This is a genomic window from Paenibacillus sp. FSL E2-0190 (genome assembly GCF_037992965.1).
GTDB lineage: Bacteria > Bacillota > Bacilli > Paenibacillales > Paenibacillaceae > Paenibacillus_AQ > Paenibacillus_AQ odorifer.
Genome location: NZ_CP150306.1, coordinates 1829068 through 1855799 on the forward strand (window position 1 = coordinate 1829068; position 26732 = coordinate 1855799).

Annotated in this window: 23 protein-coding genes; 18 read left to right on the plus strand and 5 right to left on the minus strand. The window is 43.3% G+C overall.

Annotated elements, in window-relative coordinates; all coding sequences use genetic code 11:
- Nucleotides 1-27 precede the first annotated feature (27 nt).
- Nucleotides 28-987 carry a family 43 glycosylhydrolase gene (locus NST25_RS07825; RefSeq protein WP_076184723.1) on the plus strand — a complete coding sequence of 320 codons (960 nt, stop codon included), beginning with the start codon at nucleotides 28-30 and terminating at the stop codon, nucleotides 985-987.
- Nucleotides 988-1321: 334 nt separating this feature from the next.
- Here the strand turns inward: NST25_RS07825 and NST25_RS07830 are convergent, their stop codons facing one another.
- Both NST25_RS07830 and NST25_RS07835 read right to left on the minus strand, forming a co-directional pair.
- A complete protein-coding gene (locus NST25_RS07830) occupies nucleotides 1322-2134 on the minus strand; it encodes an ABC transporter permease subunit (RefSeq protein ID WP_076281115.1) in 813 nt (270 codons plus the stop codon).
- Entirely contained in the window at nucleotides 2134-3018 is an 885-nt protein-coding gene (locus NST25_RS07835; RefSeq protein ID WP_339191141.1) for an ABC transporter ATP-binding protein, read from the minus strand. Before NST25_RS07835 ends, NST25_RS07830 begins: the two co-directional genes overlap by 1 nt.
- A gap of 165 nt (nucleotides 3019-3183) precedes the next feature.
- Between NST25_RS07835 and NST25_RS07840 the strand changes: the two genes are divergently transcribed.
- Complete coding sequence (locus NST25_RS07840) at nucleotides 3184-3777, plus strand: TetR/AcrR family transcriptional regulator (RefSeq protein ID WP_076126280.1); 594 nt, start codon at nucleotides 3184-3186, stop codon at nucleotides 3775-3777.
- Nucleotides 3778-3814: 37 nt separating this feature from the next.
- Here the strand turns inward: NST25_RS07840 and NST25_RS07845 are convergent, their stop codons facing one another.
- The gene (locus NST25_RS07845; protein WP_076303816.1) at nucleotides 3815-5311 is read right to left on the minus strand and encodes an amidase; all 1497 of its coding nucleotides are present in this window, start codon (nucleotides 5309-5311) and stop codon (nucleotides 3815-3817) included.
- 148 nt (nucleotides 5312-5459) lie between these two features.
- Here NST25_RS07845 and NST25_RS07850 point away from each other — a divergent pair, with 148 nt between their 5' ends.
- Nucleotides 5460-5927, plus strand: a complete 468-nt coding sequence (locus NST25_RS07850) for a MarR family transcriptional regulator (RefSeq protein WP_076126284.1) — start codon at nucleotides 5460-5462, stop codon at nucleotides 5925-5927.
- Between the two features lie 74 nt (nucleotides 5928-6001).
- Here the strand turns inward: NST25_RS07850 and NST25_RS07855 are convergent, their stop codons facing one another.
- Nucleotides 6002-7633 carry an MDR family MFS transporter gene (locus tag NST25_RS07855; protein WP_076192880.1) on the minus strand — a complete coding sequence of 544 codons (1632 nt, stop codon included), beginning with the start codon at nucleotides 7631-7633 and terminating at the stop codon, nucleotides 6002-6004.
- A 217-nt stretch (nucleotides 7634-7850) separates the two neighbouring features.
- Between NST25_RS07855 and NST25_RS07860 the strand changes: the two genes are divergently transcribed.
- The 5 genes from NST25_RS07860 (at nucleotide 7851) to NST25_RS07880 (ending at nucleotide 12784) form a co-directional block, all read left to right on the plus strand.
- Nucleotides 7851-8372: a MarR family transcriptional regulator gene (locus tag NST25_RS07860; protein ID WP_076126288.1), complete on the plus strand. Its 522-nt coding sequence runs from the start codon at nucleotides 7851-7853 to the stop codon at nucleotides 8370-8372.
- 69 nt (nucleotides 8373-8441) lie between these two features.
- Nucleotides 8442-9188: a metallophosphoesterase family protein gene (locus tag NST25_RS07865; protein ID WP_340393729.1), complete on the plus strand. Its 747-nt coding sequence runs from the start codon at nucleotides 8442-8444 to the stop codon at nucleotides 9186-9188.
- A gap of 80 nt (nucleotides 9189-9268) precedes the next feature.
- The gene (locus NST25_RS07870; RefSeq protein ID WP_339190184.1) at nucleotides 9269-10306 is read left to right on the plus strand and encodes a helix-turn-helix domain-containing protein; all 1038 of its coding nucleotides are present in this window, start codon (nucleotides 9269-9271) and stop codon (nucleotides 10304-10306) included.
- Nucleotides 10307-10309: 3 nt separating this feature from the next.
- On the plus strand, nucleotides 10310-11572 hold the full coding sequence (locus NST25_RS07875; protein ID WP_076184718.1) for an FAD-dependent oxidoreductase: 1263 nt from the start codon (nucleotides 10310-10312) through the stop codon (nucleotides 11570-11572).
- 294 nt (nucleotides 11573-11866) lie between these two features.
- Nucleotides 11867-12784, plus strand: coding sequence for a DUF5692 family protein (locus NST25_RS07880; RefSeq protein ID WP_076134042.1), 918 nt, complete (start codon nucleotides 11867-11869; stop codon nucleotides 12782-12784).
- A gap of 84 nt (nucleotides 12785-12868) precedes the next feature.
- Here the strand turns inward: NST25_RS07880 and NST25_RS07885 are convergent, their stop codons facing one another.
- On the minus strand, nucleotides 12869-13729 hold the full coding sequence (locus NST25_RS07885; protein ID WP_339190186.1) for a type II CAAX endopeptidase family protein: 861 nt from the start codon (nucleotides 13727-13729) through the stop codon (nucleotides 12869-12871).
- Between the two features lie 520 nt (nucleotides 13730-14249).
- On the opposite strand from NST25_RS07885, the gene alaS reads away from it, so the two are divergent.
- The 10 genes from alaS to NST25_RS07935 all read left to right on the plus strand — a co-directional run bounded on the left by alaS (nucleotide 14250) and on the right by NST25_RS07935 (nucleotide 26710).
- The gene (alaS, locus tag NST25_RS07890) at nucleotides 14250-16883 is read left to right on the plus strand and encodes an alanine--tRNA ligase (RefSeq protein WP_339190188.1); all 2634 of its coding nucleotides are present in this window, start codon (nucleotides 14250-14252) and stop codon (nucleotides 16881-16883) included.
- A 314-nt stretch (nucleotides 16884-17197) separates the two neighbouring features.
- On the plus strand, nucleotides 17198-17473 hold the full coding sequence (locus tag NST25_RS07895) for an IreB family regulatory phosphoprotein (RefSeq protein WP_036675601.1): 276 nt from the start codon (nucleotides 17198-17200) through the stop codon (nucleotides 17471-17473).
- Entirely contained in the window at nucleotides 17470-17889 is a 420-nt protein-coding gene (gene ruvX, locus NST25_RS07900) for a Holliday junction resolvase RuvX (RefSeq protein WP_036675598.1), read from the plus strand. Before NST25_RS07895 ends, ruvX begins: the two co-directional genes overlap by 4 nt.
- Before the next feature lie 13 nt (nucleotides 17890-17902).
- On the plus strand, nucleotides 17903-18211 hold the full coding sequence (locus tag NST25_RS07905) for a DUF1292 domain-containing protein (RefSeq protein WP_038569507.1): 309 nt from the start codon (nucleotides 17903-17905) through the stop codon (nucleotides 18209-18211).
- Nucleotides 18204-18512, plus strand: a complete 309-nt coding sequence (locus NST25_RS07910) for a DUF1292 domain-containing protein (RefSeq protein WP_076104918.1) — start codon at nucleotides 18204-18206, stop codon at nucleotides 18510-18512. The genes NST25_RS07905 and NST25_RS07910 overlap by 8 nt, the downstream gene beginning before the upstream one ends.
- Nucleotides 18513-18684: 172 nt before the next feature.
- Nucleotides 18685-19734 (plus strand): endolytic transglycosylase MltG, encoded by a 1050-nt coding sequence (gene mltG / locus NST25_RS07915; protein ID WP_248547697.1) that lies wholly within the window; start codon nucleotides 18685-18687, stop codon nucleotides 19732-19734.
- Between the two features lie 56 nt (nucleotides 19735-19790).
- Nucleotides 19791-20723, plus strand: coding sequence for a peptidase U32 family protein (locus NST25_RS07920; protein WP_076126299.1), 933 nt, complete (start codon nucleotides 19791-19793; stop codon nucleotides 20721-20723).
- 99 nt (nucleotides 20724-20822) lie between these two features.
- The gene (locus NST25_RS07925) at nucleotides 20823-22154 is read left to right on the plus strand and encodes a U32 family peptidase (protein ID WP_036675585.1); all 1332 of its coding nucleotides are present in this window, start codon (nucleotides 20823-20825) and stop codon (nucleotides 22152-22154) included.
- A gap of 319 nt (nucleotides 22155-22473) precedes the next feature.
- Nucleotides 22474-24660, plus strand: a complete 2187-nt coding sequence (locus NST25_RS07930) for a methyl-accepting chemotaxis protein (protein ID WP_248547696.1) — start codon at nucleotides 22474-22476, stop codon at nucleotides 24658-24660.
- Between the two features lie 169 nt (nucleotides 24661-24829).
- Nucleotides 24830-26710, plus strand: coding sequence for a sensor histidine kinase (locus tag NST25_RS07935; RefSeq protein WP_076279762.1), 1881 nt, complete (start codon nucleotides 24830-24832; stop codon nucleotides 26708-26710).
- Nucleotides 26711-26732: the final 22 nt, after the last annotated feature.

The following is a 26732-nucleotide window of genomic DNA, read 5'->3' on the forward strand; positions in this document are numbered from 1 at the left end:
AAAGAGATAAATATAGGAGTTGTCATTGTGAGAGAATTTAATGTGAAAAATCCACTAGTTGAGCAACGAGCAGATCCTTGGATCTATAAACATACTGACGGGTACTACTATTTCATAGCTTCAGTTCCAGAGTTCGATAGAATTGAGCTTCGCCGTTCTGAATCCATTCAAGGATTAGCTGAGGCTGAAGGGAAGACCATTTGGGTTAAGCATGAAACGGGCTTGATGAGTGCTAATATCTGGGCGCCAGAGATTCATTATATTGATGGGAAATGGTACGTGTATTATGCAGCTGCACATACCTCTGATACGAAAGATGGTTTATTTGATCATCGCATGTTTGCACTAGAAAACTCATCCGCAAATCCTTTAGAGGGTGAATGGGTCGAAAAGGGTCAAATAAAAACAAAATGGGAATCTTTTGCCTTGGATGCAACAACTTTTGAGCATAAAGGAGTTAGATATTACGTTTGGGCACAAAAAGATCCTGCTATCCCTGGCAATTCAAATATTTATATTTCCGAAATGGAGAACCCTTGGACACTAAAAGGCGAGCAGGTGTGCATCACCACTCCTGAATACGATTGGGAAAAAATCGGATTTTTGGTGAATGAAGGCGCAGCAATCCTTAAGCGTAATGGACGCATTTTCATGACTTTCTCAGCTAGTGCAACAGATCACAACTATTGTATGGGATTGTTGACTGCTGATGAGAATAGTGATTTGATGGATCCAAAATCATGGGTCAAGACACCTGAACCTGTGTTTACGACTTCTGAGGAAAACGGCCAATATGGTCCGGGACATAATAGTTTTACTGTCTCTGAGGATGGCACACAGGATATCCTTGTTTTCCATGCTAGAAGCTATAAGGAAATTGTCGGTGATCCGCTTTACGATCCGAATCGTCACGCACGTGTGCAAGTAATCCAGTGGAATGAAGACGGAACGCCAAACTTTGGTGTACCTAGACCGGATACGAAATAAAAAGGGATTTGTCGCATAAAACAACAGAGCAATGATTCTCCCAGAGGTGGAGAAACACTGCTCTGTTGTTTTTTATAAGAGTCATAGTTATAACCCTCCTGAGGCTTAAGGACTCAGCTGACGCTATTTGCAAATTTTTGGACATTTGAGCAAGGTTGCGGACCCCAGTGCAGCTATTCCTTTAGAAAAGGTTCATTTTTGCTGTTCTTCAAGCCAATAACGACTTTAGGGTCCGTTAGGTACGCAAATTTGTGATAAAGTTGCATTTAAGGTCAACGGTGTCCGATAGTTGCTTTGGGAATGCGTAAAAGCGAGTTGATCAAATGAGGTACTCTTATAATGGAAGATCCCGTCTTCTGAACAGCTCTACTCCCAAGGAAAAGGTGAACACTCCGATCAACAGCAGCCAACTGGAGACCTGAATAATCTCCACGTTGCCCTGAACGATTTCCCCGGGTTGATAGAAGGAGAATAAGGTTAGGAAACGCAGTCCTTCCAGTTTGTCGCTTATTTTACCGAGTAGATCCAGAGTGAAAAATCCGAAGGCGATGGCGCCGGAAATTCCGAGTGCTTTTTTCTCGTCATTACATACAGAGGACACGAGAAAGGTAAGGCCGCCTACCGCAAAAAACAATAAAAACGCCACGGTATTCAGCTGAGCGAAGCGACCACTGTTAAAGTCATATTCACTGCCAAGGAACCATGCTTTACCTAATAATCCGGCGAGGGTGGTTACACCCATAATTAAGAGTAATGCTGTAGTGAGAACAAGTGCCTGCGTGGTAGCGACTTTTCTCCGTGTAGTTGGGGCTATGAGCAGATAGGCCATGGAGCCGTGATCCACGAGTCGAGCCATAAGCTGCGTTGACATTTGCACACAAACTATGGATAGAATCAGAACTAGTATAAGTCCATAATATTCTCCGGAGATAAAAGCTTCTGCACTAGTAAAACCGCTATTTAGCCCAAAGGCTTTACCCACACCCTCTGGCATCGCCTTAATAAGGTCATCAATTGCTTGTGTACTCCCCGCAATCCCAGGATAAAGCCAGATCATAAACAGAATATAGAAGGCAGAACCAAAGGCGTAATTCAATATTCCTTTCAGGTTCACTCGCATCATTTCCTTATAGAGCGGAAGATTCATTACACTACCCCCTCGCGGTCATAATAGTCCATGAAGATGTCCTCCAGATTTTGCGTGAATACGTCGATGCTGCGGATATTGTATTTTCCAGTTTCCCGGATGAATCGGTCATAATTGCCCTGCACAGCTATGCGGACCTTATTTCCCTCATGAGCTTCCACTTGTAGGCCGGAGGCGGCAAAATCCACTGCATCTTCACTATTCGCAAAAATGACCTCAAACAGCTTCCGTTGCATCGATTGCAGTTCATGAATATTTTTTACGGTGATAATCCGTCCGTCTTTGATAATTGCGGCGCGGTCACAGGTGCGTTCAATTTCTTGAAAGCTGTGTGAGGACATGAGAAAGGTGGTTCCGGCTGATTTTTCCTCCAGTACCAGATCAATAAATACCTTTTGCATGAGCGGGTCGAGACCCGAGGTAGGTTCATCCAGAATAATAACGTCAGGACTGTGCATAAAAGCAGCGACGATTCCGACCTTTTGCTTCATTCCCTTTGACATTTTTCGGATCGGAGTGGTGGCATCAAATTGCAAACGTTCAATCAGCTGCTCGCGTTTGGTAGTATTTTTGATTCCCTGCATGGCTGAGATAAATTTAAGGAAAGAAAGACCCGTCATCCCATCAAAAAAGTTGATTTCACCGGGTAAGTAGCCGATATGCTTCTGGACTGTCCCTTGTGCCTTCCATACATCAAGCCCATGGATACTCGCATGCCCTTGATCTGGTTTCATAAAACCCATGATATGCCGTATGGTCGTCGATTTACCCGCACCGTTAGGACCCAGAAATCCAAAAACCTCGCCTTTATTTACGGTAAATGTTACATCTTCGATTCCTTTGCCATTCGAAAATCGTTTAGTTAAGCCTTCTACTACCAGCATGCTGCCACCCCCGCCGCAAAATAATGAACTATTATGAATCAGATATTTCATATGTTATATTATTCCTAGTGGTTAATGAAGTCAATATAATTATGAAATAATTGAAATGGAATATTTCATTAAATTTGAATATGCATACTTAATAACGAAGTTAGGGTGGAAACTATGAATGGATTTGAGAAGAGAGCAGCACAGATTAAACTCAAAATTATGAAAACTACCATGGAGATGCTCAAGAACTGGGAACCGAAACGTCTACGGATCGCTGATATTGCGAAAGAAGCAGGGGTCTCTCAGGTGACGATTTATAATTATTTTGGCAGTAAGGAAGCGCTGCTTAGTGAGTCTTTTAAAGACTTTGTTCAGAAGGAAATTCAGGAATTTGAAGATTACATTTATCAAGAGCATTCTCTAAAGGAGATTATTGGTTACATTCTAACCATGGAGAGGGAAACTTACAGCGGTTTATCTCCCGCAACTGTGAAGGAGCTTATGGTTGAGGATCAAGAAATGTTCCATTATATTGAGGAACGATATGCGAATGACATTTTGCCGGTGCTGGTGAAGATGGTCGAGGATGGGAAAGCGCGGGGAGAAATCTCAAATAAAGTATCCACCAAAGGGATACTTTCACTAATGGGGATGTATATGCGTAATGCAGGTGAACTTCTAGACGAAGCTAGCAAACAGGAAGATATGGATGCCTTCATCGAGGAAGCCATCCATATTTTCTTCTATGGCATTTGCGGGAAAGAGTAAGGGGAGCTTGAGCTGCGAGAGCATCACCCTTAATTGATCAGGTGAACAGCGGATTTCCAGTCATGCCGACCCAAAGAGCGGATTGTTCAAGCTGGGCAGCAAGCTGAAGCAATAAATCTTCACGGCCTTTGTTCGCCATGACTTGAACGCCTAGCGGCAGGCCATTTGCTGACTTATGGACGGGCACACTCATTGCAGGCTGGCCTGTCAGATTTGCGAGCTGGGTGAACGGTGTATAGGTTAGGCTTGGCTCAAACATCTCGTAAATTAAGCGGCTCTGTTCTTCTTTTGGCAATTCGTTTACGTGCAGCAGCTTTGCTATCTCTGCAGGTTTATGCGTTAATTCACCAATTTTGGGAGCAGAGTTTGCATTCGTAGGTGTTATATATAAGTCGTAATGATTAAACAGTTCCGCCATTTGGGCGGCTGCAACGTCCCATTCATCCAGACTATGTACGAATTCGGCCGCTGAAACATTTTTTCCGGTCTCACCAAGGACCCACGTAATGATATCGACATCGTAAGCAGTTATGGAACGTCCCATATTTCTCTCCAGGGAGACGAACATCGCTGCTACCTCTCCGGCATTCATCGTATAGTAGTTCTCCATCAGTCTTGTGCCATTCACAGGACTTTCTGTTTCTTCAACCGCATGTCCTTCAGCTTCGAGCCATTTCACGGATTTGAGAACAGCATTTACGGCCTCTTCAGAGACAGGCGTACCTACTGGGGAAGCAGTCGTAAATCCAATTCGTAGTTTACGTTGCGTAGGCTTAAACAGATCATCCAGATATACGCCCGGGTATAACGGAGTCTGGAAGGCGGCTTCTGGCTGCACAACCTGCAGCAGATCTAACATAGCAGCGCTATCGCGAACGGACCGGGTTAAGGCAAAATCAATAGAAGCCCCTTGCCATTGACGGCCGACTCCGGGTCCTACTGGTGTGCGCCCGCGCGTGGGTTTAAGTCCGAATAGGCCTGTGAATGAGGCGGGAATACGGATGGAGCCACCACCATCACTGGCTCCCGCTACTGGAACGATACCAGAAGCTACAGCCGCCGCGGCTCCGCCACTTGAACCTCCAGTAGAATATTCGAGATTCCAAGGATTACGAGCAGGGCCGTGGAGGACATTCTCTGTAATGTTTTTTAAGCCGAACTCGGGTGTATTCGTATGGCCAAGTGGAATAAAGCCGGCTTTCCTAATTCGTGCAACATAATTTGAATCCCACCGTGCGACATTGTTCTTCATCAGCATAGCCCCACAAGTGATGGGCTCGCCAGCGATAGATTGGGAAATATCTTTTAATAGAAACGGAACGCCAGCAAACGGCCGAGTGTTATCCTGAACAGGCATCTCGTCGGCTTCTCTAAGAGCAGCTTCACGACGGGTGCGCACCACCGCATTTATGACCGGATTGACCTCATCTAACCGAGCAAAGGCGGCTTCGACCAGCTCACGAGGTGAAATTTCACGTGCTTTGACAAGTGAAGCAAGTCCTAGAGCGTCATAGGTAGAGTAAGAAAAGGACAAATTAGATACCCACTTTCAATTTAGGATGATTATTATATTATACATCCCATTAGTTATTTTTTGAAAATGGGTAATCTGACATCTATCAATTCTTTTTTACGTCATATTAGGCTATACTTAGTGTTAAATGATTTTATGGGGTGTACTGATGAACGAAGAGAAATATCAGAATGTGGATGGATTAATGGAGGCTTTCCAACAATTCGCTAGAATGAATTGGCGTAAAACCACGATTTGGGGCTTGAAGCCAAGTGAGGTCCGGATGTTGGTTTCTTTAAAGCTTGGTAAAGAACGGGAAGGGAAGAAGGGACAGACGGTTTCGGAAATTAGCAAGTTTCTGAAAGTCACCTCTCCTACGGTTACCCAAATGCTCAATAGTCTGATTGCACAAGGATATGTGGTGCGTACTTCTGATGCACAGGATCGCCGAGTTAGCGAGATCACGCTTACGGAAAAAGGGGAGCATCTGGCTGAGATGGCTGTAACGAAATCCCGGAATACCTTTAAAGGTATGATTGATTACATGGGCAAAGAACAGACGGATACGTTAATGGAGCTGTTAAACGGAGTCTATGTTTACTTCGAAGAATTGAACGATCAACCAAACGAATCCTAGCCCTTCTTATAAAAAAAGAGATGCCGCACAGCCTAAGCTGTTTACGGACATCTCTAATGTAAGGTTATTTGTGATTAATGTGCAGCAGGCACAGATTTTTCGAGTTTTTTACTCCCGTTTTTATCCTCTGCATGTGTCTCCATTTTTTTCTCTCCACTACGTAATGGAATCTCTTTAAGGAACAGAACGAGCAGTGCTGCGATAACTAACAGCGCCGTACCACTTAAGAACACAACTGTCAGGGAATCGCTTAGTGCGTTCCGCAGCATCTCAATCAATTGATTGAAGAGCGGCTGAATTTGCTCTGGCAGTGTTGCATGCAATTCTTTAAGCTTAGGCTGATCTAGCAGCATTTGAGGATTCATAAAGGCAGAAAGCTGTTTAGCGGATTCAGGATCAAGTTTGGATAAATCCGGACCTTTGCCAGAGGACACCGCTGCCTCTAATTTTTTCGTTAATGAGGAGTTCATAATGGTACCCATGATGGCAATACCTATGGTTCCACCTAAATTACGGAATAAAGTATTTGTAGCAGTAGCAACACCTAGCATTGAAGGCGCTACAGCATTTTGTACGGTTAGTGTAAATACAGGCATCGATAGTCCTAACCCAACCCCGAAGATAATCATGCTGACTACAGCCGTAGCAATGTTACTCATAAAGGCCATTAATATCATGGCTACAACCATGAATGGCATCCCCATTAGAGCATAACGTTTATATTTTCCTGTTTTGGAGATCCATCTTCCCACTAAAGTACTTAGTACAATCATAGTAAGTGACATTGGCATATTGATAAAACCAGATTTAGTTGGGGAGACGCCCTCTACCCCTTGCACGAAGAAAGGCAGGTAGATCATTGCGCCCATCATACCAGCATTCATCAGGAAGCCGACAATCATTGAGATGGATACGATGGAATTTTTAAATAAGGATAATGGCAATACTGGGCTTTTAGCTTTACGTTCAATCAGAATCAGGATAATCAGACCCAGAATGGAAGCCCCAAACAAGCCTAGAATCTCCGGAGAACCCCAGTCATATTTTGTTCCCGCCCATGAAAAGCCCAGCAGGAGCGCAACGATGGTCAGGGAAAGGAAAATGGAGCCTAAGTAGTCGATGGACTCAGATGTAGAACGCGTTGTTTTAGGGAACATTTTCAAAATCATAAAGAAGGCCACGATCCCGAAAGGTAAGAAGATCCAGAAGATCCATTTCCAAGCCATGTGATCTACCATGAATCCGCCAAGGGTAGGACCAATTACGCTGGAGAAACCAAATATCGCCATCATAATTCCAGTCCACTTGGCTCTCTCTCTTGGAGCGAACAAATCACCTACAGCGGTTACGGTAGCCGACATTAGAATCCCGCCGCCTAGACCTTGTATCCCGCGATAAGTGATCATTTGAAAAATGTTGGTCGACAATCCGGATAGGAAAGCACCTATAATAAAAATGACAATCCCTGATAACAGGAAGGGCTTTCTTCCGTAAATATCGGATAACTTACCGACAAGTACGGTAGCAATGGTTGAGGTGAGCATATAGATGGTAATTACCCAGGTATAATGTTCAATACCTCCAAGCATCGCAATAATTCGGGGCATTGCTGTGCCCACAATCGTCTGGTTGATTGCTGCGAAAAACATAGCCGCCATTAAAGCAATCATAATTGTAACTTTCTTTTTCTGAGTGAGATGCTCCAGAGCAGTTCCTCTCCTTTAACTTCTATATATTGTAGTTTGGGAATTCATGTCGTAATAATTAGGTAGCCAAACTATCATTTATGTATAATACACAAATTCATCAATTAGCACAACAGGTTAATTATTAAATTTTAATTTAAAGAGAATTTGAATTTGACTTGATTTTTTGGGAATAGGTAAGTAATCTAATTAGATTGAGGTATATTGGAGGTGCCCTATGGATACCCATGACAATCAAGAGCAGAAGCTGATCATAGCCCTTGAAAATATAAAGCGTCTGACTGCTCGCCCCTACTCGATTGATGTAGTATCGTATAGAGAGTTTGTTATGATGTACGTCATTCACACTGTAATGAAGCAAAAGAAAGCCACTGAAGGTGACAAACAGCACCGGGGAGTTATGATTTCTAAATTAAGTGACCTGCTCCAGATAAGTAGACCTACTGCCACGCAAATGGCAAATACTTTGGAGGAAAAAGGTTACGTAGTGCGTACAACATCCGATACAGATCGTCGGGTCGTATATATCTGTCTGAGTGAGCTTGGAGAGCAGATTTATAGCAGGCAGATGGCATCCTATTCCGGCATTTTGAGTGAAATCACGCAAAAGGTCGGTAAGGAAGAGATCGACCAGCTGATCTTTTTGTGCGATCGTTTTCAAGAAGCGGTGCATGAGGTCAGAAGCCGTCATTTTTTTCCACAGTCGGATGAGGAGCCATTAGTTATAGATTCAGTATAGAAAGCCCAACATCAAAAGATATTCCTGCAGACCTGCGGGAACATCTTTTTTTGCATCTTAGAGCAAGGAGTGATTATCATCAGAATATTTGCAATTAGTGACATTCACGGAAGTTATGTAGAATTCAATGCCCTATTATCAAAAGTGAATTATCGCCCGGCGGAGGATAAGCTTATTTTAATGGGAGATTATGTGGATAGAGGTCTGGACAGTAAAGGAATTGTGGAGCAAGTGATGACTCTGCAGCAAGAATGTGGAGCGATAGTTCTCAAAGGAAATCACGATAAAATGGCTTACGATGCGCTCACCAGCGATGATGATAAATTGGATACCCATTGGCTAACTAACGGCGGATTTCATACACTGATGAGCTATTGCGAGGCGGGCTACGAAGGTTTGCAGAAGGATTTTGGCTGGAAGGATTATATGCAGCTAAAAGAAAAAATTAGGCGGGACTATAGACATCATATAGACTTTCTGAGCACATTGCCGCTTTATCATGAGACGGAAGAACATATTTTTGTTCATGCAGGCATTAATCCATTAATAGAGGATTGGAAACAGCAGGACCCTTATGATTTTATCTGGATTAGAGAACCCTTTTATAAGAATCCGGTAGTTAGCACTAACAAAACGGTTGTTTTCGGTCATACTTCGACGATGGATCTGCATGATTCAGAAGAAATCTGGTTTAGTCCACTGGGAGATAAAATTGGCATAGATGGTGGCTGTGCATATGGCCAACGACTAAATTGCTTGGAGATTTCCGCAGGGAAATACATAACGCATTTTGTTCGGAATGGTGAGACGCTTTGAGCGTTCTCCCATTTTTTTAAGAATAGTAATGAATTAAACGTTAACTATGTATAAAATAAAGATAGGAGGGGTGCAAATAGGTGAATGCGAACAGCAAATATCATATCCTCATGCAAGGGGCCATCAGCAAGAATGTGAGCGAAACCTGTAAGGAGTTTGGCATTTCCCGGACGATCTATTATAAGTGGTCTAAAGCTTATCAACAACATGGAATGGATGGACTTGGGGAGAAGAAAAGAAAGCCGGTAATGCCTAATAAAGTAGATAAGAGAACGGAAAGATTGATCTTGGAGTACGTCGCCAGATTTCCTGAGGATGGGCCTAAACGCATCTTTTATGAACTGCAAGATGAAGGTATGCAAATAGGGGAATCCGGTATTTATAATGTACTACGTCGAAACGGACTAAATAAACGAATAGAACGTGAAGCTTACGCCAATCAAATCAAAGCAAAGAAGAGGAATGGCGCACAATCCACTCACACTAAAGGATTTAAAGAGAAACGGAAAATACTAGATTATAAGATGAAGAATCCGATAAATGCTCATCCCGGGTATATGTGTCAGCAGAGTATTAGCTATTTGGGAGTTTTCCCGAGGGTCGGAAAGGTATATCAATATGTAATTTATGATGCCTACTCCAGACTAGGTCTAGTTAAGCTATACAATCGGAAATCTACCATTCATTTTATAGATTTTATGCATCTGAAAGTTCTCCCATTGATGAAGACATTAGATTTTCATATCGATAATCTGGTTACGAACAAAAGCCGTGAATTCATTACGAACTGGGACAGAGGAAAACATAAATATAGTGAATTTTTACATAAGAACAATATTAATCAAGTAGCTATAACGGTAGACCAAACAGAGATATTTCAGCCCTTGCAGCAATTTGCGGCGGTGTTGACCAAAGAATTCTACCAGCAGGCTTGGGTAGATGATACGATAGATTCTTTTGAGATTTTAGAAAAGCGCTTACATGAATACTTGAGAACCTACAACTTCAGCAGGCAAATTACAGACGGACCTAATCAAGGTAAAATACCATCGGATGTCGCACTTGCCTATACGGGACAACGAGAAACTTTGCCATTATGGTTATTTACAAGGAGATAACGGATGATGACAAACACGAAGAATAAAGACCGAATTGGAATCATCGGTGCAGGGATTTCTGGGGTTACGGCTGCTTATGAATTAGCGAAAAAAGGATATACCAACATTACCCTCATGGAGAAGTCGGATAGAGTAGGAGGAAAGTGTCATTCTATTGAGTACAAAGGAAAAAGTTATGAAATGGGGACGCTAATCGGCCTGCCTACCTATAAACATACGATGGATTTTATGAGAGATTTTGATCTTATGGATAGGGGACCATTGTTAGAACGTGGATTTTTTGATAATAATGGGAGAAAAACTTCACAAATTCCCATGGAGCAGATAGAGGCGTTTACACAAGAATTCAAACGATTGCCGGATATTCTGAAACGCTATGAGTCTCTCCAAGAACCGGGTTTTCTCCACTTACCGCCAGATTTATGTCAGCCATTTTCGCAGTGGTGTGTAGAGAATAAGCTGTCTGTCCTTGAGCAGGTCTACATGCATTATTTTAATACTTTTGGATTCGGTGGTATCCATAATGTTCCCGCTGCATATGTGCTGAAATTTCTAAGCTATGATAATCTGTTGTCGTTTATTGAAATTACTCATATGATAACCTGGCCTAAGGGTGTTACTGAGCTGATCAGACGAATGGCCGACCAAGTAAACGATCTACGCCTGACTTGTGAAGTGCTTTTTATGGAGCAAGAACAAGATGGGCAGGTTCGAGTAGAGACGAGTCAGGACATCTTTTATTTTGACAAGGTCATTTATACAGCAGCTTTAGAGCAAATGGGCGATACAGTTAGCCTGTCAAGTGAGGACAAAACTTTATTAGCGAATATAACCTATGAATGGTTTAGGGTATATGCGTATAGAGTGAAGGGGTTGCCGGAGCTTTCTGGCTATATCCCCCGGAATATGTACCCTGAACGTAAAGGGCATATGATGGCATGGTACTATCGGTGGGCAGATATGGGAACTACGGATCTAGTTACGGTTTATGTAGCAGAGAATGAAGCTATGACTGATCTGGAAATGCGAGAGACGGTAGAAAATAAACTTCGCGAGCTGGGCGGAGAGAGCATTCGACTATATATGATGAAGCGTTGGAGGCATTTCCCACATGTGGATTCTAATGCGCTACATGAGGGATTTTATGAACGGGTTGATCAGATGCAGGGGAAAAACAATATCTATTTAGCTGGAGAAATCATGAACTTCCCTACACTTGAGAATTGTATTATATACGCGAAACACTTGGTTGAACGATTCTTTTGAATAACATTAAAGAGGAACCTTGTCCACAAAGAAATTTGTCGACAAGGTTTTTTTACATTCAAGTTAGGTTTGCAGTATATAGTTCTATAGACATGTATTCTAATAGATTTCTCAGAAGAAAGGTAGAAAGTTTGGCGAATTCTAGTGCTAGGGTTGTGTAAACTCAACTTGAAATGAAACTAAAAAAACACTGATAAATCAACGTTTTAAGCGATTTGATCGTTTAAAGAGGGATGGGCTATATTGGACCTGAGACACAGATTACATACACCAACCTACAAGGAGGAGTAAAACATGTTTTTATTCGAATCGATTCCCTGGTACTCTGCGCTAATGTGGTTAGTAGTACTAGCAGGATTAATGTTTGTAAATGAAATAGCACGGAAGAGCAAGTGGTTCTCAATCATTCTGTTTATAGTTGTCCCTATTGTTCTTACCATAGCGGTTTGGCCAAATACGGCAGGAGAAGGCTCCAGTACTGGAACATGGTTTCACTGGGTAAAAGTATATTCTGCTTTGGCAGGATGTATAGGGTTTATGGCTATCCGTTATGTTAAAGGATGGGACAAAAATAAATATATATTAATGTTCCCGGCTATTATCCTTGCAGTTAACATTCTTGAAGCAGTTATTCGTGATTTCCAAGTGTACAGCTTGCAAGGTATGGTGGATGGCGTAATGATGGTAGGTGGTCCTTGGAACATTATGAACGGGATCGCAGGTATTCTGAACATTATTACGATTTCTGGTTGGATGGGTATTGTGATCAGTAAAGATAAGAGTAAAGATATGTTGTGGCCTGACCAGCTTTGGTTCTGGATCATTGCTTATGACATTTGGAACTTTGCCTATGTATATAATGCAGTTTCTGACCATTCCTTCTATGCAGGTGCAGCATTGTTGATCTCTTGTACCATCCCGGCGTTCTTCTTTAAAAAAGGGGCATGGCTGCAGCATCGTGCACAGACTTTGGCGATTTGGATGATGTTTACGATGTCGTTCCCGGCGTTTGTTGGTGAGTCAAAGTTCTCTGTACAATCCTCTCATAGTGAAACCGCTCTGTGGATAGTAAGTGCATTATCTTTAGCTGCTAATATTGCAGTGTTTGGTTATCATTTCTATAAAATCATCAAGCATAAACGCAATCCGCTTAAAGAGGAAGTTTATACGGATTTAGCTGCTTATAAAGCTATTGCAGAGGGTGCGAATTAATAGAGACATTATAGTAATAGTGATAGAAGTTCCTCCTGCTTAAAGGGGGGAACTTCTTTTTGTGAATAATTAAAGTTCTAATTATCAGAGCCCCATATCCGCCCGTTGCTGCGCACGAAATGTTTTCCTTTTTATACAAAGCAAAAGACAGGTCAGTAATAAGACACATAATAAAGTTGCCGTATATGTGAAATTGCTGTTCCAAAACACTATCTGAATATTCATTAATGAGTGAACGCCGATCACGAAAAATAAATTTCGGGTTAAGATATAGAGTAGAGCGAATATAATTCCTAGAATTAGAAGCATGATAAAATCATAAACAAACTCCATTCCAACTAATCCTGAGTAAATCCGGTTTGGGATATGTATGGTGGCAAAGATCGATTGTGAAATCAGCATTGCAGAGATCATCCGTGTAGTTTTGTTGTTGATTTTTTTTAAGTATAGATAGATTTGAACGAGCAGGAAGCCGCGAAATAAGATTTCTTCCAATAAAGCATTTCCCAAGACTTGACCTAGAATTTCACCGAAAACTAAATTTGAATGGCTGAAGATAGCATTGTTAAGTGTTAGCTCTGAGTGATTCAGGTGTACCATACACAAATCTACTATATTTATAGCGAGCCAAAACAGAAAGGTACCCAGCAGTCCGGCTCTTAATTTTTCTATTTTTAACCCAAAATCCCGGGGCGAAACTTTAGCTATCAGAATCAAAAAAATAATTACTTCTAAGAGAAGCCCAACTAGATTGGCGGCTAACGTTTCATTGATCCAGTGGTTTGTGTTTTTGGCAATAAAACTTAAATATCCATGCTCAAAAAGGATGAGATTAACCGCAAGAGTAAAAATAATATGAATAAAAATGAGGCTCGCTATAAAAAGGTAGTGTGTAGGCTTTGCTTCAAAAATCGATGATAGATTGAACTCCTTGGAGTGAAGCATCGACGGCAGTCCTCCTGATACAAAATATTCCAAATTAACCTTAGATTTCACTATATCCTTTTTGAGTCCAAGTTTACTGTTACAAAAATCATGTGTTATTCTTCACATTCGCCCATCCCCAGATTGACAGAAGCAAGGGCACTGGCTATACTTGAAATGTTAAAATGCAAATCGGACAAATCGTTGATGAAAATGAAGTACACCGGAGGATGGCTTGATCAGAGAAAAGGTTCCTTTACGAAACGTTTCGTAATGGCTGTGAGAACCTTGAAGACAGGCCGGTGGAAAGCTAATTTCGGAGTGTGAGATCAATGCTCACCGGGGGCGCCCGTTATCAGCCGCGACAAGGCGATCGTCTGCAATTGTCCCATTAGTGGGGTCAAGGCGATAACCAGGGTGGTACCGCGATATTAATCGTCCCTGAATTATTCAGGGGCGTTTTTTTGTTTTTATTTTTTAGGTATTTTGTAATTTCCGGTGTAAATGCCGAAGTAAAAAGATGAGACGGGAGCTGTAAATGATGAAAGCAAGTGAAATTCGTTCCAAATGGCTTAAGTTTTTTGAAAGTAAAGGTCACAAGATTGAACCAAGTGCGTCCCTCGTTCCTCACAACGATCCTTCGCTTCTGTGGATCAATGCGGGTATGGCACCTTTGAAAGTGTACTTCGATGGCCGGGAGGTTCCAGAAAATCCGCGCCTGACTAACTCACAAAAATGTATTCGTACCAATGATATCGAGAATGTGGGTAAGACACGCCGTCACCATACATTTTTCGAGATGCTGGGTAACTTCTCCATCGGCGATTATTTCAAAGAAGAAGCTATCACATGGGCTTGGGAGTTCCTAACCGGCAAAGAGTGGATCGGCTTTGACCCGGAACGTATTTCCGTAACGGTGTACGCAGAGGATGAAGAGGCATTTAAGCTGTGGAATGAAAAGGTTGGCCTGCCTGCTGAACGCATCATTAAGCTGGGCGACGATAATTTCTGGGATATTGGCGAAGGCCCATGCGGTCCTTGCTCGGAAATCTTTTATGACCGTGGTGAAGCTTACGGCAGTGATATGAGCGATCCGGAAATGTATCCAGGTGGAGAAAATGAACGCTGGTTAGAAGTATGGAACCTGGTGTTCTCACAATTCAACCATAACAAGGATGGCAGCTATACGCCGCTTCCGAATAAAAACATTGATACAGGGGCTGGCTTGGAGCGTTTTGCATCCATTCTACAGGATGTAGATTCCAACTTCGACACTGATTTGTTCCAACCTATTATTCAAAAGACAGCACAGCTCGCGGGTGTAACTTATAAAGATAACGTTGAGCAGGATATCGCGCTTAAAGTAATCGCTGACCATGTGCGTACCGTTACTTTTGCGGTCGGGGATGGAGTACTTCCTTCTAATGAAGGACGCGGTTATATTATCCGCCGTTTGCTTCGCCGTGCTGTTCGGTACGGAAAGACCTTGGGTCTGGATCGTCCATTCCTGTATGAGCTGACTGAAACCGTTGGCGAAATTATGGGTGTCTACTATCCATCCGTTGTGGACAACCGCGAATATATCGCAAAGATTATTCGTACTGAAGAAGAACGTTTCCACGAAACATTGTCTGACGGATTGGCTATTTTGGGTGAGATCAGTGCTAAAGCAAAAGCAGAGGGTCTCAGCAATATTGCTGGAGCCGATGCATTTAAGTTATATGATACTTATGGGTTCCCATTTGACCTGACCGAAGATTTCGCAGCGGAGCAAGGTTTAACTGTAGACCGAGAAGGTTTTGATGCGGCTATGCAGGAGCAACGTGACCGTGCGAGAGCTGCACGTCATGATGGCGGCAGCATGAAGATCCAGGGAGGCGCACTAGCAGACCTGACGGTTAAAAGTGAATTTGTTGGATATAATGACTCGGTAACAGAGTCGAAAATCCTGGCTATTGTTGTGGGTGATGAATTGGTAGATGTCGCCAGTGAAGGCGCAGAATGCCAAGTTATTCTTGATACAACACCGTTCTATGCTGAGAGCGGCGGACAAGTAAGTGACACGGGTGTGCTTACTGGGGGTTCAGTTACAGCTAAGGTAAAAGGACTCTTTAAAGCTCCACACGGCCAACACGTACATTTGGTAACTGTGGAAGCGGGAGAATTGAAAGTGGGCGAATCCGTTCGCGCGGAAGTGGATCGTGCGGAGCGTGAAGATATCGTGAAGAACCACACAGCTACCCATTTATTGCACAAAGCGCTTAAAGAAGTTCTTGGCGGGCATGTTAATCAAGCGGGATCTTTAGTGGAAGGTGCTCGTTTGCGGTTTGACTTCTCCCATTTTGGAGCGATTACTCCAGAAGAATTGAGCGATATCGAACATCGCGTAAATGCACAAATCTGGCGCGGTCTAGATGTAGTGATTGAGAACAAGCCGATTGATGAAGCTAAAGCAATGGGAGCAATGGCACTCTTTGGTGAAAAATACGGTAATATCGTCCGTGTCGTTCAAGTGGGTGATTACAGCCTTGAGCTTTGCGGTGGTTGTCATGTATCCAACACGTCGCAAATCGGAATTTTCAAGCTGCTTAGCGAAAGTGGCATTGGTTCCGGAGTGCGCCGCATCGAGGCGGTTACCGGACGTTACGCTTACCAGTTCACTGAAAGTCAGCTAGATTTGCTCAAACAATCAGCAGGCCTTCTTAAGTCTTCTCTGAATGACGTTCCGAAACGGATCGAAGCGCTGCATAACCAGGTGCGTGAGCTTTCGCGTGAGAATGAGTCCTTGCAATCCAAGCTGAGTGCTACTTTTGCTGCTGAACTTACAAGCAGCGTGAAGACAGTTGGCGCAGGTACGCAGCTCCTGGCTGTTGCTGTTCAAGCAGGCAATATGGATGCTTTGCGTTCCACAGCGGATGAATTGAAATCCAAGCTTCCGGATGCAGTGCTTGTACTAGGTGCGGCGATGGATGATAAGGTGAACTTTGTAGTATCTGTACCGCAAGACCTGGTGAAGAAAGGTTTCCACGCTGGTAAACTCGTTAAAGAAATTGCAGCGGTTTGCGGCGGTGGTGGCGGTGGGCGTCCAGATATGGCGCAAGCCGGCGGTAAAGATGCTTCTAAGCTAAACGAAGCATTGGCAAAGGCTGAAGAATTGGTAGCTTCCTTAGCCTAAGTTAAAATTACGAAACCATTTCTCTAACTAAACGTATTACGAGAAAACATAGCGGTACTGAGAGTTTGATATCAGTACCGCTACTCTTTATTAGCAGGATGTTAGATATTCATGAATAATTGTGCTTGACAATAGCTTAAAAGCCAAAAATATCATAATTTTTGTAGAGAAAATGCCAAAAAAAGCGTTAATAACGGGCAGGATTTCCTCGTTGGGGCATGAATATGTTATGATAAAGGAAGCAAGCGAGCTGCACAGTAGCAACTTTGCGAAGCCGTCCCAAAAGGCGATTTTGCAGAAGGAAGGTGTCACAAATGGACTCCATGGACAAAACGGTCAAATTCAATGTGAAGGGCGACGAAAAGGAAGCTTCTCCCCAGGAAATATTGCTAGCAGTATACGATGCACTGGTGGAGAAAGAGTATCATCCGATCAATCAGATCGTAGGGTATCTTCTTTCCGGAGATCCGGCTTACATTCCGCGCCATAACAATGCGAGAAGTTTGGTCCGGAGAAAAGAACGTGATGAGCTGATTGAAGAGCTGGTTAGATTCTATCTCGTCAATCACAGGGTGGACAATCCGAAATGAAGAAGAAGTTAGGTTTAGATTACGGCGACCGTAGAATCGGTGTAGCCACAAGTGATGTTTTTGGCTGGACGGCACAAGCTCTTGAAACGATTGAGCGCCGAGGTACGGGTAATGAGTTCGAACGCATTCGTGAACTTGTTGCAGAGCACGAAATTGGAGAGATTGTAGTTGGTCTACCGAAGAATATGAACGGCTCAGTAGGACCCCGGGGCGAAATCTGTATAGAGTTCGCTGATAAGCTACGGGAAGAGTTAGAAATGCCCGTACACCTTTGGGATGAGCGTCTGACGACGGTATCCGCAGAGCGGGTGCTGATTGAAGGGGACGTCAGCCGGAAGAAACGCAAGGGGATTGTGGATAAAATGGCTGCAGCCCTGATTTTGCAAAATTTTTTGGATGCTAACAGTAAAAGGTGAGGGGTGCGAGGATATGACAAACGAACAGATTGGCCAAGAGGAAGAACCGGAAATTATCTATATTCCCGATGAGGAAGGTAATGAAGAGGAATTCGAGGTCATTATGAAGTTTGAGGTTGATGGCTCGGACGCTAAGTATATGATGGTGGTTCCGCTAGACTCCGAGGACGAGGAAACCGATGAGGTATACGCGTTCCGTTATGTGGAAGAAGGCGACGATCTTCAATTGTTCATGATCGATAATGACGAGGAGTGGGCGATTGTCGAAGAGACTTTCAACACACTGGTCGACGAGTTGGACGGAGGATCGGAGAATGACTGAGATATCCGCTGATCAAGCGGTATGGACTTCACGGCTTAAAGAAGCCTACGGAGAAACTGTAGAACTGGAAGATGAGCAAGGCAAATCTTCCATTTACGATATTATCGCCGAATTTGAAGTCGGTGATCGCGGATATGCAGTGCTGAAAGGCTCTGGCAAAGACGTGGAGTATGAAATCCTGCGTATCGTTGTCTCTTCTGACGGACTTCCGGAATTAGAGAGCATTATGGACGATGAAGAGTGGGAAGACATCTCTGAGCTATACGATGAGATGACTTTTCCAGCAGATGGCGCTGAATAAAACTTAAACATGTACGTTACATTTATGATGGGCACGGAAGAGGGCGGAGAATTCCGCGCTCTTTTTGCTTGAAATGCGAGCAATATCCTATATACATCAATCTAAGGAAATATATATTGAATTTTAGGCAATACACTTTTATACTTTATAGTCGGAAAGTGAGGAACCAGACTTGAAATCCGCAATCCGTACTGTGTTAATCATTATTCTTTTGCTGGTAGCAGCAGGAGGTGGGGGCGCATGGTACATTTGGAACGGGATGCAGCCGGTAGAGCCTGCAGGTCCTGCTGTAACATTTACGATAGAGAAGGGCATGGGAAGTGCGGAGATTGCTGATCTGCTTGAGCAAAATGGCATTATCCGTAAGAGTCTTTTTTTTAAGGGATATTTGAAATGGACTAAAGAAGGCTCTAGCTTCAAAGCAGGTACTTATATCGCTAAGCCCGGTGACAGCTATGATGAACTCATTGCAAGATTAAATGCAGGTGATGTAGTTAAGGAAGAAACTGTGGTCTTTACTATCCCCGAAGGATATACTGCTGAGCAGATCGCTAAGAAGCTCGCTGAAGCCTGGAATCAGGATGCGGCTACTTTTCTTGAAATTATGGATACTGGTGCAGGTTTGAAGGGGATTGATATTCTGGGTATCCCGCAGGATAAGAATCTACGCCACCGTCTTGAAGGATATTTATTCCCCGAAACCTATGAACTGGCCAAAGATAGCACGCCCCAGGAAGTTGTAGAAGCGCTTTTGGATCAGTTCCAGAAGAAGCTAGATACGATTCCTAACTGGCAGCAAAAGCTAGAAACGCGTGGATTGTCTCTGCATGAACTGTTGACCGTAGCTTCGCTGGTTGAGCGGGAAGTTGTGGTGGATAGTGAACGTCCGCTTGTGGCTGGTGTTATTTATAACCGCCTAAAGAAAGAGCAGAAGCTGGAGATCGACGCTACCGTTCAATATTTACTCAATAAGCAGAAGGAAAGACTTTTGTATAAAGATTTGGAAGTTGATAGTCCATATAATACGTATAAGAATATTGGACTTCCTCCGGGACCTATTAGTAATCCGGGGCTGGAGTCCATTCAAGCGGCACTCGAACCAGAAGCTTCTGAATATTACTTCTATGTGACCAAAAAAGATGGTACACAGGGCCATTTATTTGCTAAGACCTACAAGGAACATTTAGCCAATATCGAAAAAAGTAAGCAAGAATCGAAATAAACTATTAAAATGAAGAGTGGTGCGGTTGAAATAACTGTACAAGTAGGAGGTACAACATGACTAACAAACCGGAATTGCTGGTAACGGCAGCGTCCTTGGAGGAAGCCGCTGCTCTGCTGGATGCCGGAGCAGATGCGTTGCTCATTGGGGATGACCGTTTTGGGATGCGGCTTGCTGGACATTTCTCTCTGGAGGATACAGCGACTGTCGTAGAAATGGCACATTCGCGAGGCTGCAAAGTGTATGCAAGCTTGGGTGGGCTGATGTCCAACCGTCTGCTGGATGAGCTTCCTGCCTATGTGAAGGCTTTAGGTGAGCTTGGCATTGATGGTGTTGAATTCGGGGATCCAGCAGTGTTAACCACTGTGAAGAAAGAAGCGCCAGCAATGAAGCTGCACTGGAATGCGGAAATGACTTCCACCAACTATGCGACCGCGAATTATTGGGGACGCAAGGGGGCTTCTCGCGTTGTGCTGGCCCGTGAGCTGAATATGGATGAAATGACGGAAATGGTTCCGCTTTTGGAGATTGAGGCACAGGTGCAGGTTCATGGAATGACCAATATATACCATTCCAAGCGGAAGCTTGTTGAAAGCTATATGTCACATCAAGGCCGTCCTAGTGATGGAGGAAGTCTCGGGAAGGAACGCGGACTATTTCTGATTGAGGAAGAACGAGATGACCAGAAATTCCCGATTTATGAAGACGAGAACGGCACTCATATTATGAGCTCGGATGATATTTGTATTTTGGAGGATCTGCATATTCTGATGGCTGCAGGTATACACAGCCTTAAGATTGAGGGACTCTTGAAATCGATAGCGTATAATGTAACGGTTGTGAAGACTTATCGTAAAGCTATAGATCTTTATGCGGCTGATCCAGAAGGTTATGCCTTCAATGAGGAATGGATGGATGTAATCAGAACGGTGCAGGACCCTGAACGGGAGTTAAGCTTCGGATTTTTCTATAAAGAGCAAGTATATTAAGTTTGATAAAAATAAAGAGGTTATAGGTCCCCACGAAGATTAGGTACAGCATTTATAGCATGTGACTTAGCTTTGTGGGCGATGGAGGGGAGAACAGGAATGGGAACCATGACAAAGCCGCAATATAAGGGCAAACGTTACCGTCTGGACAAACCGGAGCTCCTCGCTCCGGCTGGTAATTTGGAAAAATTGAAGTTCGCAGTACACTATGGTGCGGATGCTGTTTATATCGGAGGACAACAATACGGCTTGCGTTCCGGCGCAGATAATTTCAGCTTCGAGGAAATGCGCGAAGGTGTTGAATTCGCCAAGAAATATGGCGCTAAGGTATTTGTTGCAACAAACATTTATGCTCACAATGAAGATGTCGCGGGAATTGAAGAATACCTGCGTAACTTATATGAAGCTGGGATTGCTGCTATTATCGTAGCTGATCCAATCATTGTAGATACAGCACGCCGGTTAGTGCCTGGTCTTGAAGTGCATTTGAGTACACAGCAGTCTACGTTGAACTGGCAAGCGGTGTCCTTCTGGAAGGAAGAGGGGCTTCCGCGTGTTGTTTTGGGCCGTGAGACAAGCCTGGAAGAGATCGCTGAGATTAAAAAACATGTCGACATTGAAATCGAAAGCTTCATCCATGGTGCAATGTGTTCCTCGTATTCGGGCCGTTGTGTATTGTCCAACCATTTCACCGACCGTGATTCCAATCGCGGGGGCTGTTGCCAGTCTTGCCGCTGGAAATATGATTTGTTTGAGGATGCACGTCCGGAAGGGACTTGGGTGTCTGAGGAAGAGCAGGCTGAAGCGAAATCTCCAGCTCCTTTGCTTCCAGGTGTAACTCAGATTCCACTGCATCAGCAAGGAGATAATCCCTTCTCCATGGGCTCTAAGGATTTGTGTATGCTGGAAAGTATACCTGAACTGATTGAAGTGGGTATCGACAGCTTCAAGATCGAAGGACGAATGAAGTCAATCCACTATGTGGCTACTGTCGTTAATGCATATCGTAAAGCCATTGATGCTTATATGGCAGATCCGGAAGGGTATGAATTGAAGCAGGAATGGCTGGATGAGCTTAATAAAGCCGCTAACCGTCCGCTAAACACAGGATTCTTCTATGATACTCCGGATCATGAAGATCATATCTATGAGCCTGAAGAAAAAGCAGCTCCGTATGATTTTGCCGGACTTGTAATTGAATACGATGCTGAAAGTGGTACGGCACTAGTTCAACAGCGCAATCACTTTAAGCCAGGTCAGGAAGTAGAATTCTTTGGACCTAACGATACGTTCTTCAAGCAAACGGTTGGCGAAATATGGGATGAGAAAGGCAATTCGCTTGATGCCGCCCGTCATCCACTGCAACCTATTCGCATGAAGGTAGATCAACCGGTTGCATACTTTGATATGATGCGTAAGAAGAAGTTTTAATAAAAAACAGGGAAGCCTTTGGTCATCCAAGAGCCTCCCTGTTTTTCTTTTTGACAAAGCAAACAATAAGTTATATATATTAGGGATTAACAAATATCTCCAAGAGAGGAGGTGCAGCAAGCTATTTATTATGTTTAAACATACATAGGTTAAAAGTTGTAAAAAAAGTCTCGTAAAGCTAAGGAAAAAGACCTAATACGCCGATATATATATTGGTTAACGCTTTCATGCGTATTCTAATATTAGCGGGTAGGTGATCAAGATGGGGGATCCTGATCAAGATAGTATTAGTGAAAAGCATAATGAGAGAAGGTTTAGCATGAATAAAAAGAATAAGAAATCGGCGATCACAGGAAACAAGGAAACAAGCAAGATTGAAGGGGCAGTTAAGACACCTAAGTTTAATTTGAAGAATGGGATAGATTTGCGGGGACAGATCAAAAGAGTTAATCCTATGGAATCTGTTGGCGTGAAGATATTCCTGATATTTTTGTGTGCAATTGTAATTGTGGTAATGGCACTTGGACTGCTATCTTATTCAAAAGCCAAGAAGACAATTAAGAACAACGTATCGGAAGCCTACCGTCAGACTATTATTCAGACCTCAGAGAAGTTAGATATTACTTTGAAACAGTACGAGAACTTGGCTTTACAGCTTTATTTTGATGCGCAGATGCAAGAAGATTTGAAGTCTTTAGTGACTGCACAATCTTCCTATGAGAAATTTGAAGCTACAAGCGCAGTAAGTAAAAAGTTATCCAGTCAGATTACAACGGATTCTAATATTCTTAGTGTTTCTTTGATCCCGGAGTCGCCTGATCAAGATATTGTTACAAGTGGCAGTGGCGGCATTAAGTTAGATAACATAAGAGAACAAGAATGGTATAAGAAGATTGTCGACAACACTGCATCTTATGAATCCTACTATTCTAAAGGTGATGGTGATGCAGCCAAGAACATATGGTTCTCGACAGCTGTTCAAGGTGATGGAGACAAAAATATTGCTATGGCAAGATCTCTCAAAACCCTGGGCTCAGGTACAGGATACATAGTCATCCTTGTGTTGAAGAATACATTGCTGGAGGAATCATTCGCAAGTGTACAGCTGGGAGATGGCTCTCGAATTCAACTTGTCACTCCTGATGGAACCGTAGTAGCTTCTTCGGATTCAAAAGACGATGGTAAACCTTCAGAGTTCGCTTTTATTCAGGCAAGTAAAAAGGATAACAAAAGTTTGGATGAGAAGGATACAAACGGGAAAGAGATCCTTGCTGTCTTTAATCCAATGATCCGGGCGGATTGGAAGTTGGCAGGGGTAGTCCCAACAGATGAGCTAGTAAAAGAAGCACGTCCGATTCTGTTGACTACTTTTATTGCGGCTGCTGGTGCGGCTCTGCTAGCCATAGTAATCGGGATCTGGATGGTGCGTATGATTGCTCGCCCTCTAGCACGCTTGAAGGATCTTATGGTACAAGGTGCAGGTGGTGATCTAAGTGTACGTACAGAATATGTCTCTAAAGATGAAATTGGCCAGCTATCAGCTTCCTTTAACGTGATGATGGAGCGTATTACTGAGCTTGTATCGCAAACGACAGAAACCGCTCGGGATGTGCTGGAGACCGCTGGCGAGCTTGGTGAAGCCTCACGGAAGACAGCTATTTCTGCGAAGGAAATCGCAGCCGCTACGGAAGAAATTGCCGGTGGGGCAGGCAGTCTGGCGCTTGAAGCTGAACGAGGTAATGAGCTTACAGATGTGATAGCTACGCAAATGCAGACTGTAATATACGCCAACACTGAGATGGATGAAGCAGCACGTGGGGTTGGTGAAGCTAGTGCTCAAGGTGCTAAGCAATTAACTGACCTGCTGGATCAGACTAGCCGCACTGGAGAAAAAACAAGTGCACTTGTCGAACGTGTCAACCACCTGAAGGAGACAGTATTCTCCGTAATTAAGGTGTTGGATGTGATGAAGAGTATCACGCAACAGACGAATATTTTATCATTAAATGCGACAATAGAAGCCGCTCGTGCAGGAGAAGCTGGTAAGGGCTTCATGGTAGTTGCGGGTGAAGTGCGGCAGCTTGCTGACCAATCGAAACAATCTATTGCCCTTGTTGCTGGAATTACGGATAAGATCATGGCGGAAATGAACGAAACGGAAGCTGTATTATCCGAAGTAGCACCACTGTTTAAAGAACAAGTAAGCTCCGTGAAGAGTACAAGTGATATCTTCCTGTCCGTAAAAGGACAGATGGATGAATTCATAACAAGCCTGGAATCGGTGACGACAGCGATTAGCAGTCTGAATCATTCGCAAGGTGTGTTGTCAGAGGCTATGGGGAACGTTAGCGCCGTAGCTGAGCAATCTTCAGCAACTTCCCAAGAAGTAGCTTCACTCAGTAATGAACAGCAAAATGTAAGTGATCAACTCGTTTCATTATCTGGCAAGCTGGAAAGTGCTTCAGGTCAATTGAAGGACAAGCTGTCATTATTCACTATAAAATGAGTGGATTCATCACTAATTTCTAAATTGTTTACCTAACAAAACCGCTTCTTCAACATGAAGAGGCGGTTTGTTGTTGTGTAATGAAGAACTACACCGTATAATAACTTTGTTAGGTATTTGTTATAATTTAATAACAAGTTAGGTAAAAAGTATTAAGGAGAAGGACCAAATGAAAGGTAGACGCATCTCTGGCTGGTGGTCCGTTATCGGGGACATGAGCATGGAACGCAAGCTGCTCCTCGTCTTTTTAATTATCATTACCCTCCCGCTATCCTTCATCAGTGTATTTACCTTCAAGAGCTACTCAGAATCTATTCAGGGGAACACCATTGCTTATTCTGAGAAATTAATCGATCAAATGATGGATGGAGTAGACGATTATATCGAAGATATGAAGCGTATTTCATCTATGCCCGCCTATGTGAATGATATCAAACAGAATTTAATACGTTCGAACAACTACCATGAGCAGAAAAAGATTATGGGAGGCGCAACTGGGAGTGCTGCTTTGTCGCCCGGTGATTTTGATCTTCTGTTGTCCATTCAACGGGGGATAGAGGGCAACATTTCGTTTATTAACAATATTAAGCGAGGTGCGAACTCGGTTTATATTTTTGACGCTTACGGAAATGGTTATTATTCTGCGAAGGATGGTGGCGTACGACTCGATCTCGAGCAAAGCTATAAATACTGGAGCCAGCAGACTAAGGATTCCAGCGGAGAAGCATTATTGTTCGGTACTCAAGCGTATACAAGTAATCTGCAGAGCACCCGATATGCTTTTACCGTTGTTCGCAAAATCGTGGATGGCTTGTTAAATCCAATCGGGCTGATTGCGGTTGAAGCGAATATTAGCAATTTGGAGAATCAAGTTAAGGAACTGGATAAAGTCACCCATGGGAAGTCGTTGATTGTGGATGAGAAGGGAATGGTCATCTACGACAGCGACAAGAAGCTGCTGGCCACAGATATTTCTGATTCAGACTTGTTCAAAAGAGTTGGAGGCATTTCTGGAAGCTTTTATGATACAGTCAACGGAAAAGAGCGGTTGAATATTTACTCTGGCTCTACCAAAACCAATTGGAAGGTAATTATCTCTATTCCTGTTGATGTACTGATGCGTGATGTGAAGCTGACCCGTAATACAACACTTGCTGCTACATTAAGTATCATAGTACTAGCGTTAATTATTTCGATTATTCTTTCCGTTGCCCTTACTAAATCGCTGACTCAAATGATTCAATTGATGAAAAAAGTTCAGGGCGGCGATCTGGATGTGATGTTCAGAGTTAAACGGCGTGACGAAATTGGTCTGCTGGGGCATCAATTTAATCGTATGTTAGCCCGAATCAGGCAGCTAATTCAGGATATTTACCGCATAGAAGAACAGAAAAAGGAAGCAGAGCTTCATGCGCTGCAGAGTCAAATCAATCCTCATTTTATCTATAACACACTGGAGTCCATCCGAATGACCGCCGAGCTGAATGATGATGTCGAAGCTGCGGATATGATCTCTATTCTGGGCAAACTGCTACGGTACAGTACAAGTGATCTGAGTGGCAATACGACATTGAAGCAAGAGCTTGGGTATGTGCGTAATTACGTCGAGCTGCTGAACTATCGTTATCCTAACCGTTTTTTACTGGATATCGATGTGCCGAAGTCGTTAGATAATTACTCTATTATCAAGCTGGTCTTCCAGCCTATCATTGAGAATGCAGCTTACCATGGCTTAGATGATAATAAGCCGCAAATGCATTTAAGCATCCGCTGCGAGATTACAGAGCAAATGCTGTTGTTTCATATTAAAGACGACGGGATCGGAATGGATGAGAAGACTTTGGAGAAATTGAATGATGGGCTGCAGAACGAAAGTCCTCCTAAGAAAAGCATTAACGGGGGGATAGGCATGAAAAATGTACAGCAGCGAGTGCGTCTTCATTATGGAGCGGCATTTGGGATCCAGGTATATAGTGAGCTTGGACGAGGGACCGATGTTATTTTGTCGCTGCCATTACTGGAGCAGGAATTAATTGGCTTACCTGAGTAACGAAATAAGAGGGGGCTGTCCG

Coding starts and splice junctions, on each gene's coding strand:
- NST25_RS07830 (WP_076281115.1), bottom strand. CDS start 2,134: ATGAATCTTCCGCTCTATAAGGAAATGATGCGAGTGAACCTGAAAGGA.
- NST25_RS07835 (WP_339191141.1), bottom strand. CDS start 3,018: ATGCTGGTAGTAGAAGGCTTAACTAAACGATTTTCGAATGGCAAAGGA.
- NST25_RS07840 (WP_076126280.1), top strand. CDS start 3,184: ATGAATGGATTTGAGAAGAGAGCAGCACAGATTAAACTCAAAATTATG.
- NST25_RS07850 (WP_076126284.1), top strand. CDS start 5,460: ATGAACGAAGAGAAATATCAGAATGTGGATGGATTAATGGAGGCTTTC.
- NST25_RS07860 (WP_076126288.1), top strand. CDS start 7,851: ATGGATACCCATGACAATCAAGAGCAGAAGCTGATCATAGCCCTTGAA.
- NST25_RS07875 (WP_076184718.1), top strand. CDS start 10,310: ATGATGACAAACACGAAGAATAAAGACCGAATTGGAATCATCGGTGCA.
- NST25_RS07880 (WP_076134042.1), top strand. CDS start 11,867: ATGTTTTTATTCGAATCGATTCCCTGGTACTCTGCGCTAATGTGGTTA.
- NST25_RS07885 (WP_339190186.1), bottom strand. CDS start 13,729: ATGCTTCACTCCAAGGAGTTCAATCTATCATCGATTTTTGAAGCAAAG.
- alaS (WP_339190188.1), top strand. CDS start 14,250: ATGAAAGCAAGTGAAATTCGTTCCAAATGGCTTAAGTTTTTTGAAAGT.
- NST25_RS07895 (WP_036675601.1), top strand. CDS start 17,198: ATGGACTCCATGGACAAAACGGTCAAATTCAATGTGAAGGGCGACGAA.
- ruvX (WP_036675598.1), top strand. CDS start 17,470: ATGAAGAAGAAGTTAGGTTTAGATTACGGCGACCGTAGAATCGGTGTA.
- NST25_RS07905 (WP_038569507.1), top strand. CDS start 17,903: ATGACAAACGAACAGATTGGCCAAGAGGAAGAACCGGAAATTATCTAT.
- NST25_RS07910 (WP_076104918.1), top strand. CDS start 18,204: ATGACTGAGATATCCGCTGATCAAGCGGTATGGACTTCACGGCTTAAA.
- NST25_RS07920 (WP_076126299.1), top strand. CDS start 19,791: ATGACTAACAAACCGGAATTGCTGGTAACGGCAGCGTCCTTGGAGGAA.
- NST25_RS07925 (WP_036675585.1), top strand. CDS start 20,823: ATGGGAACCATGACAAAGCCGCAATATAAGGGCAAACGTTACCGTCTG.
- NST25_RS07930 (WP_248547696.1), top strand. CDS start 22,474: ATGAATAAAAAGAATAAGAAATCGGCGATCACAGGAAACAAGGAAACA.
- NST25_RS07935 (WP_076279762.1), top strand. CDS start 24,830: ATGAAAGGTAGACGCATCTCTGGCTGGTGGTCCGTTATCGGGGACATG.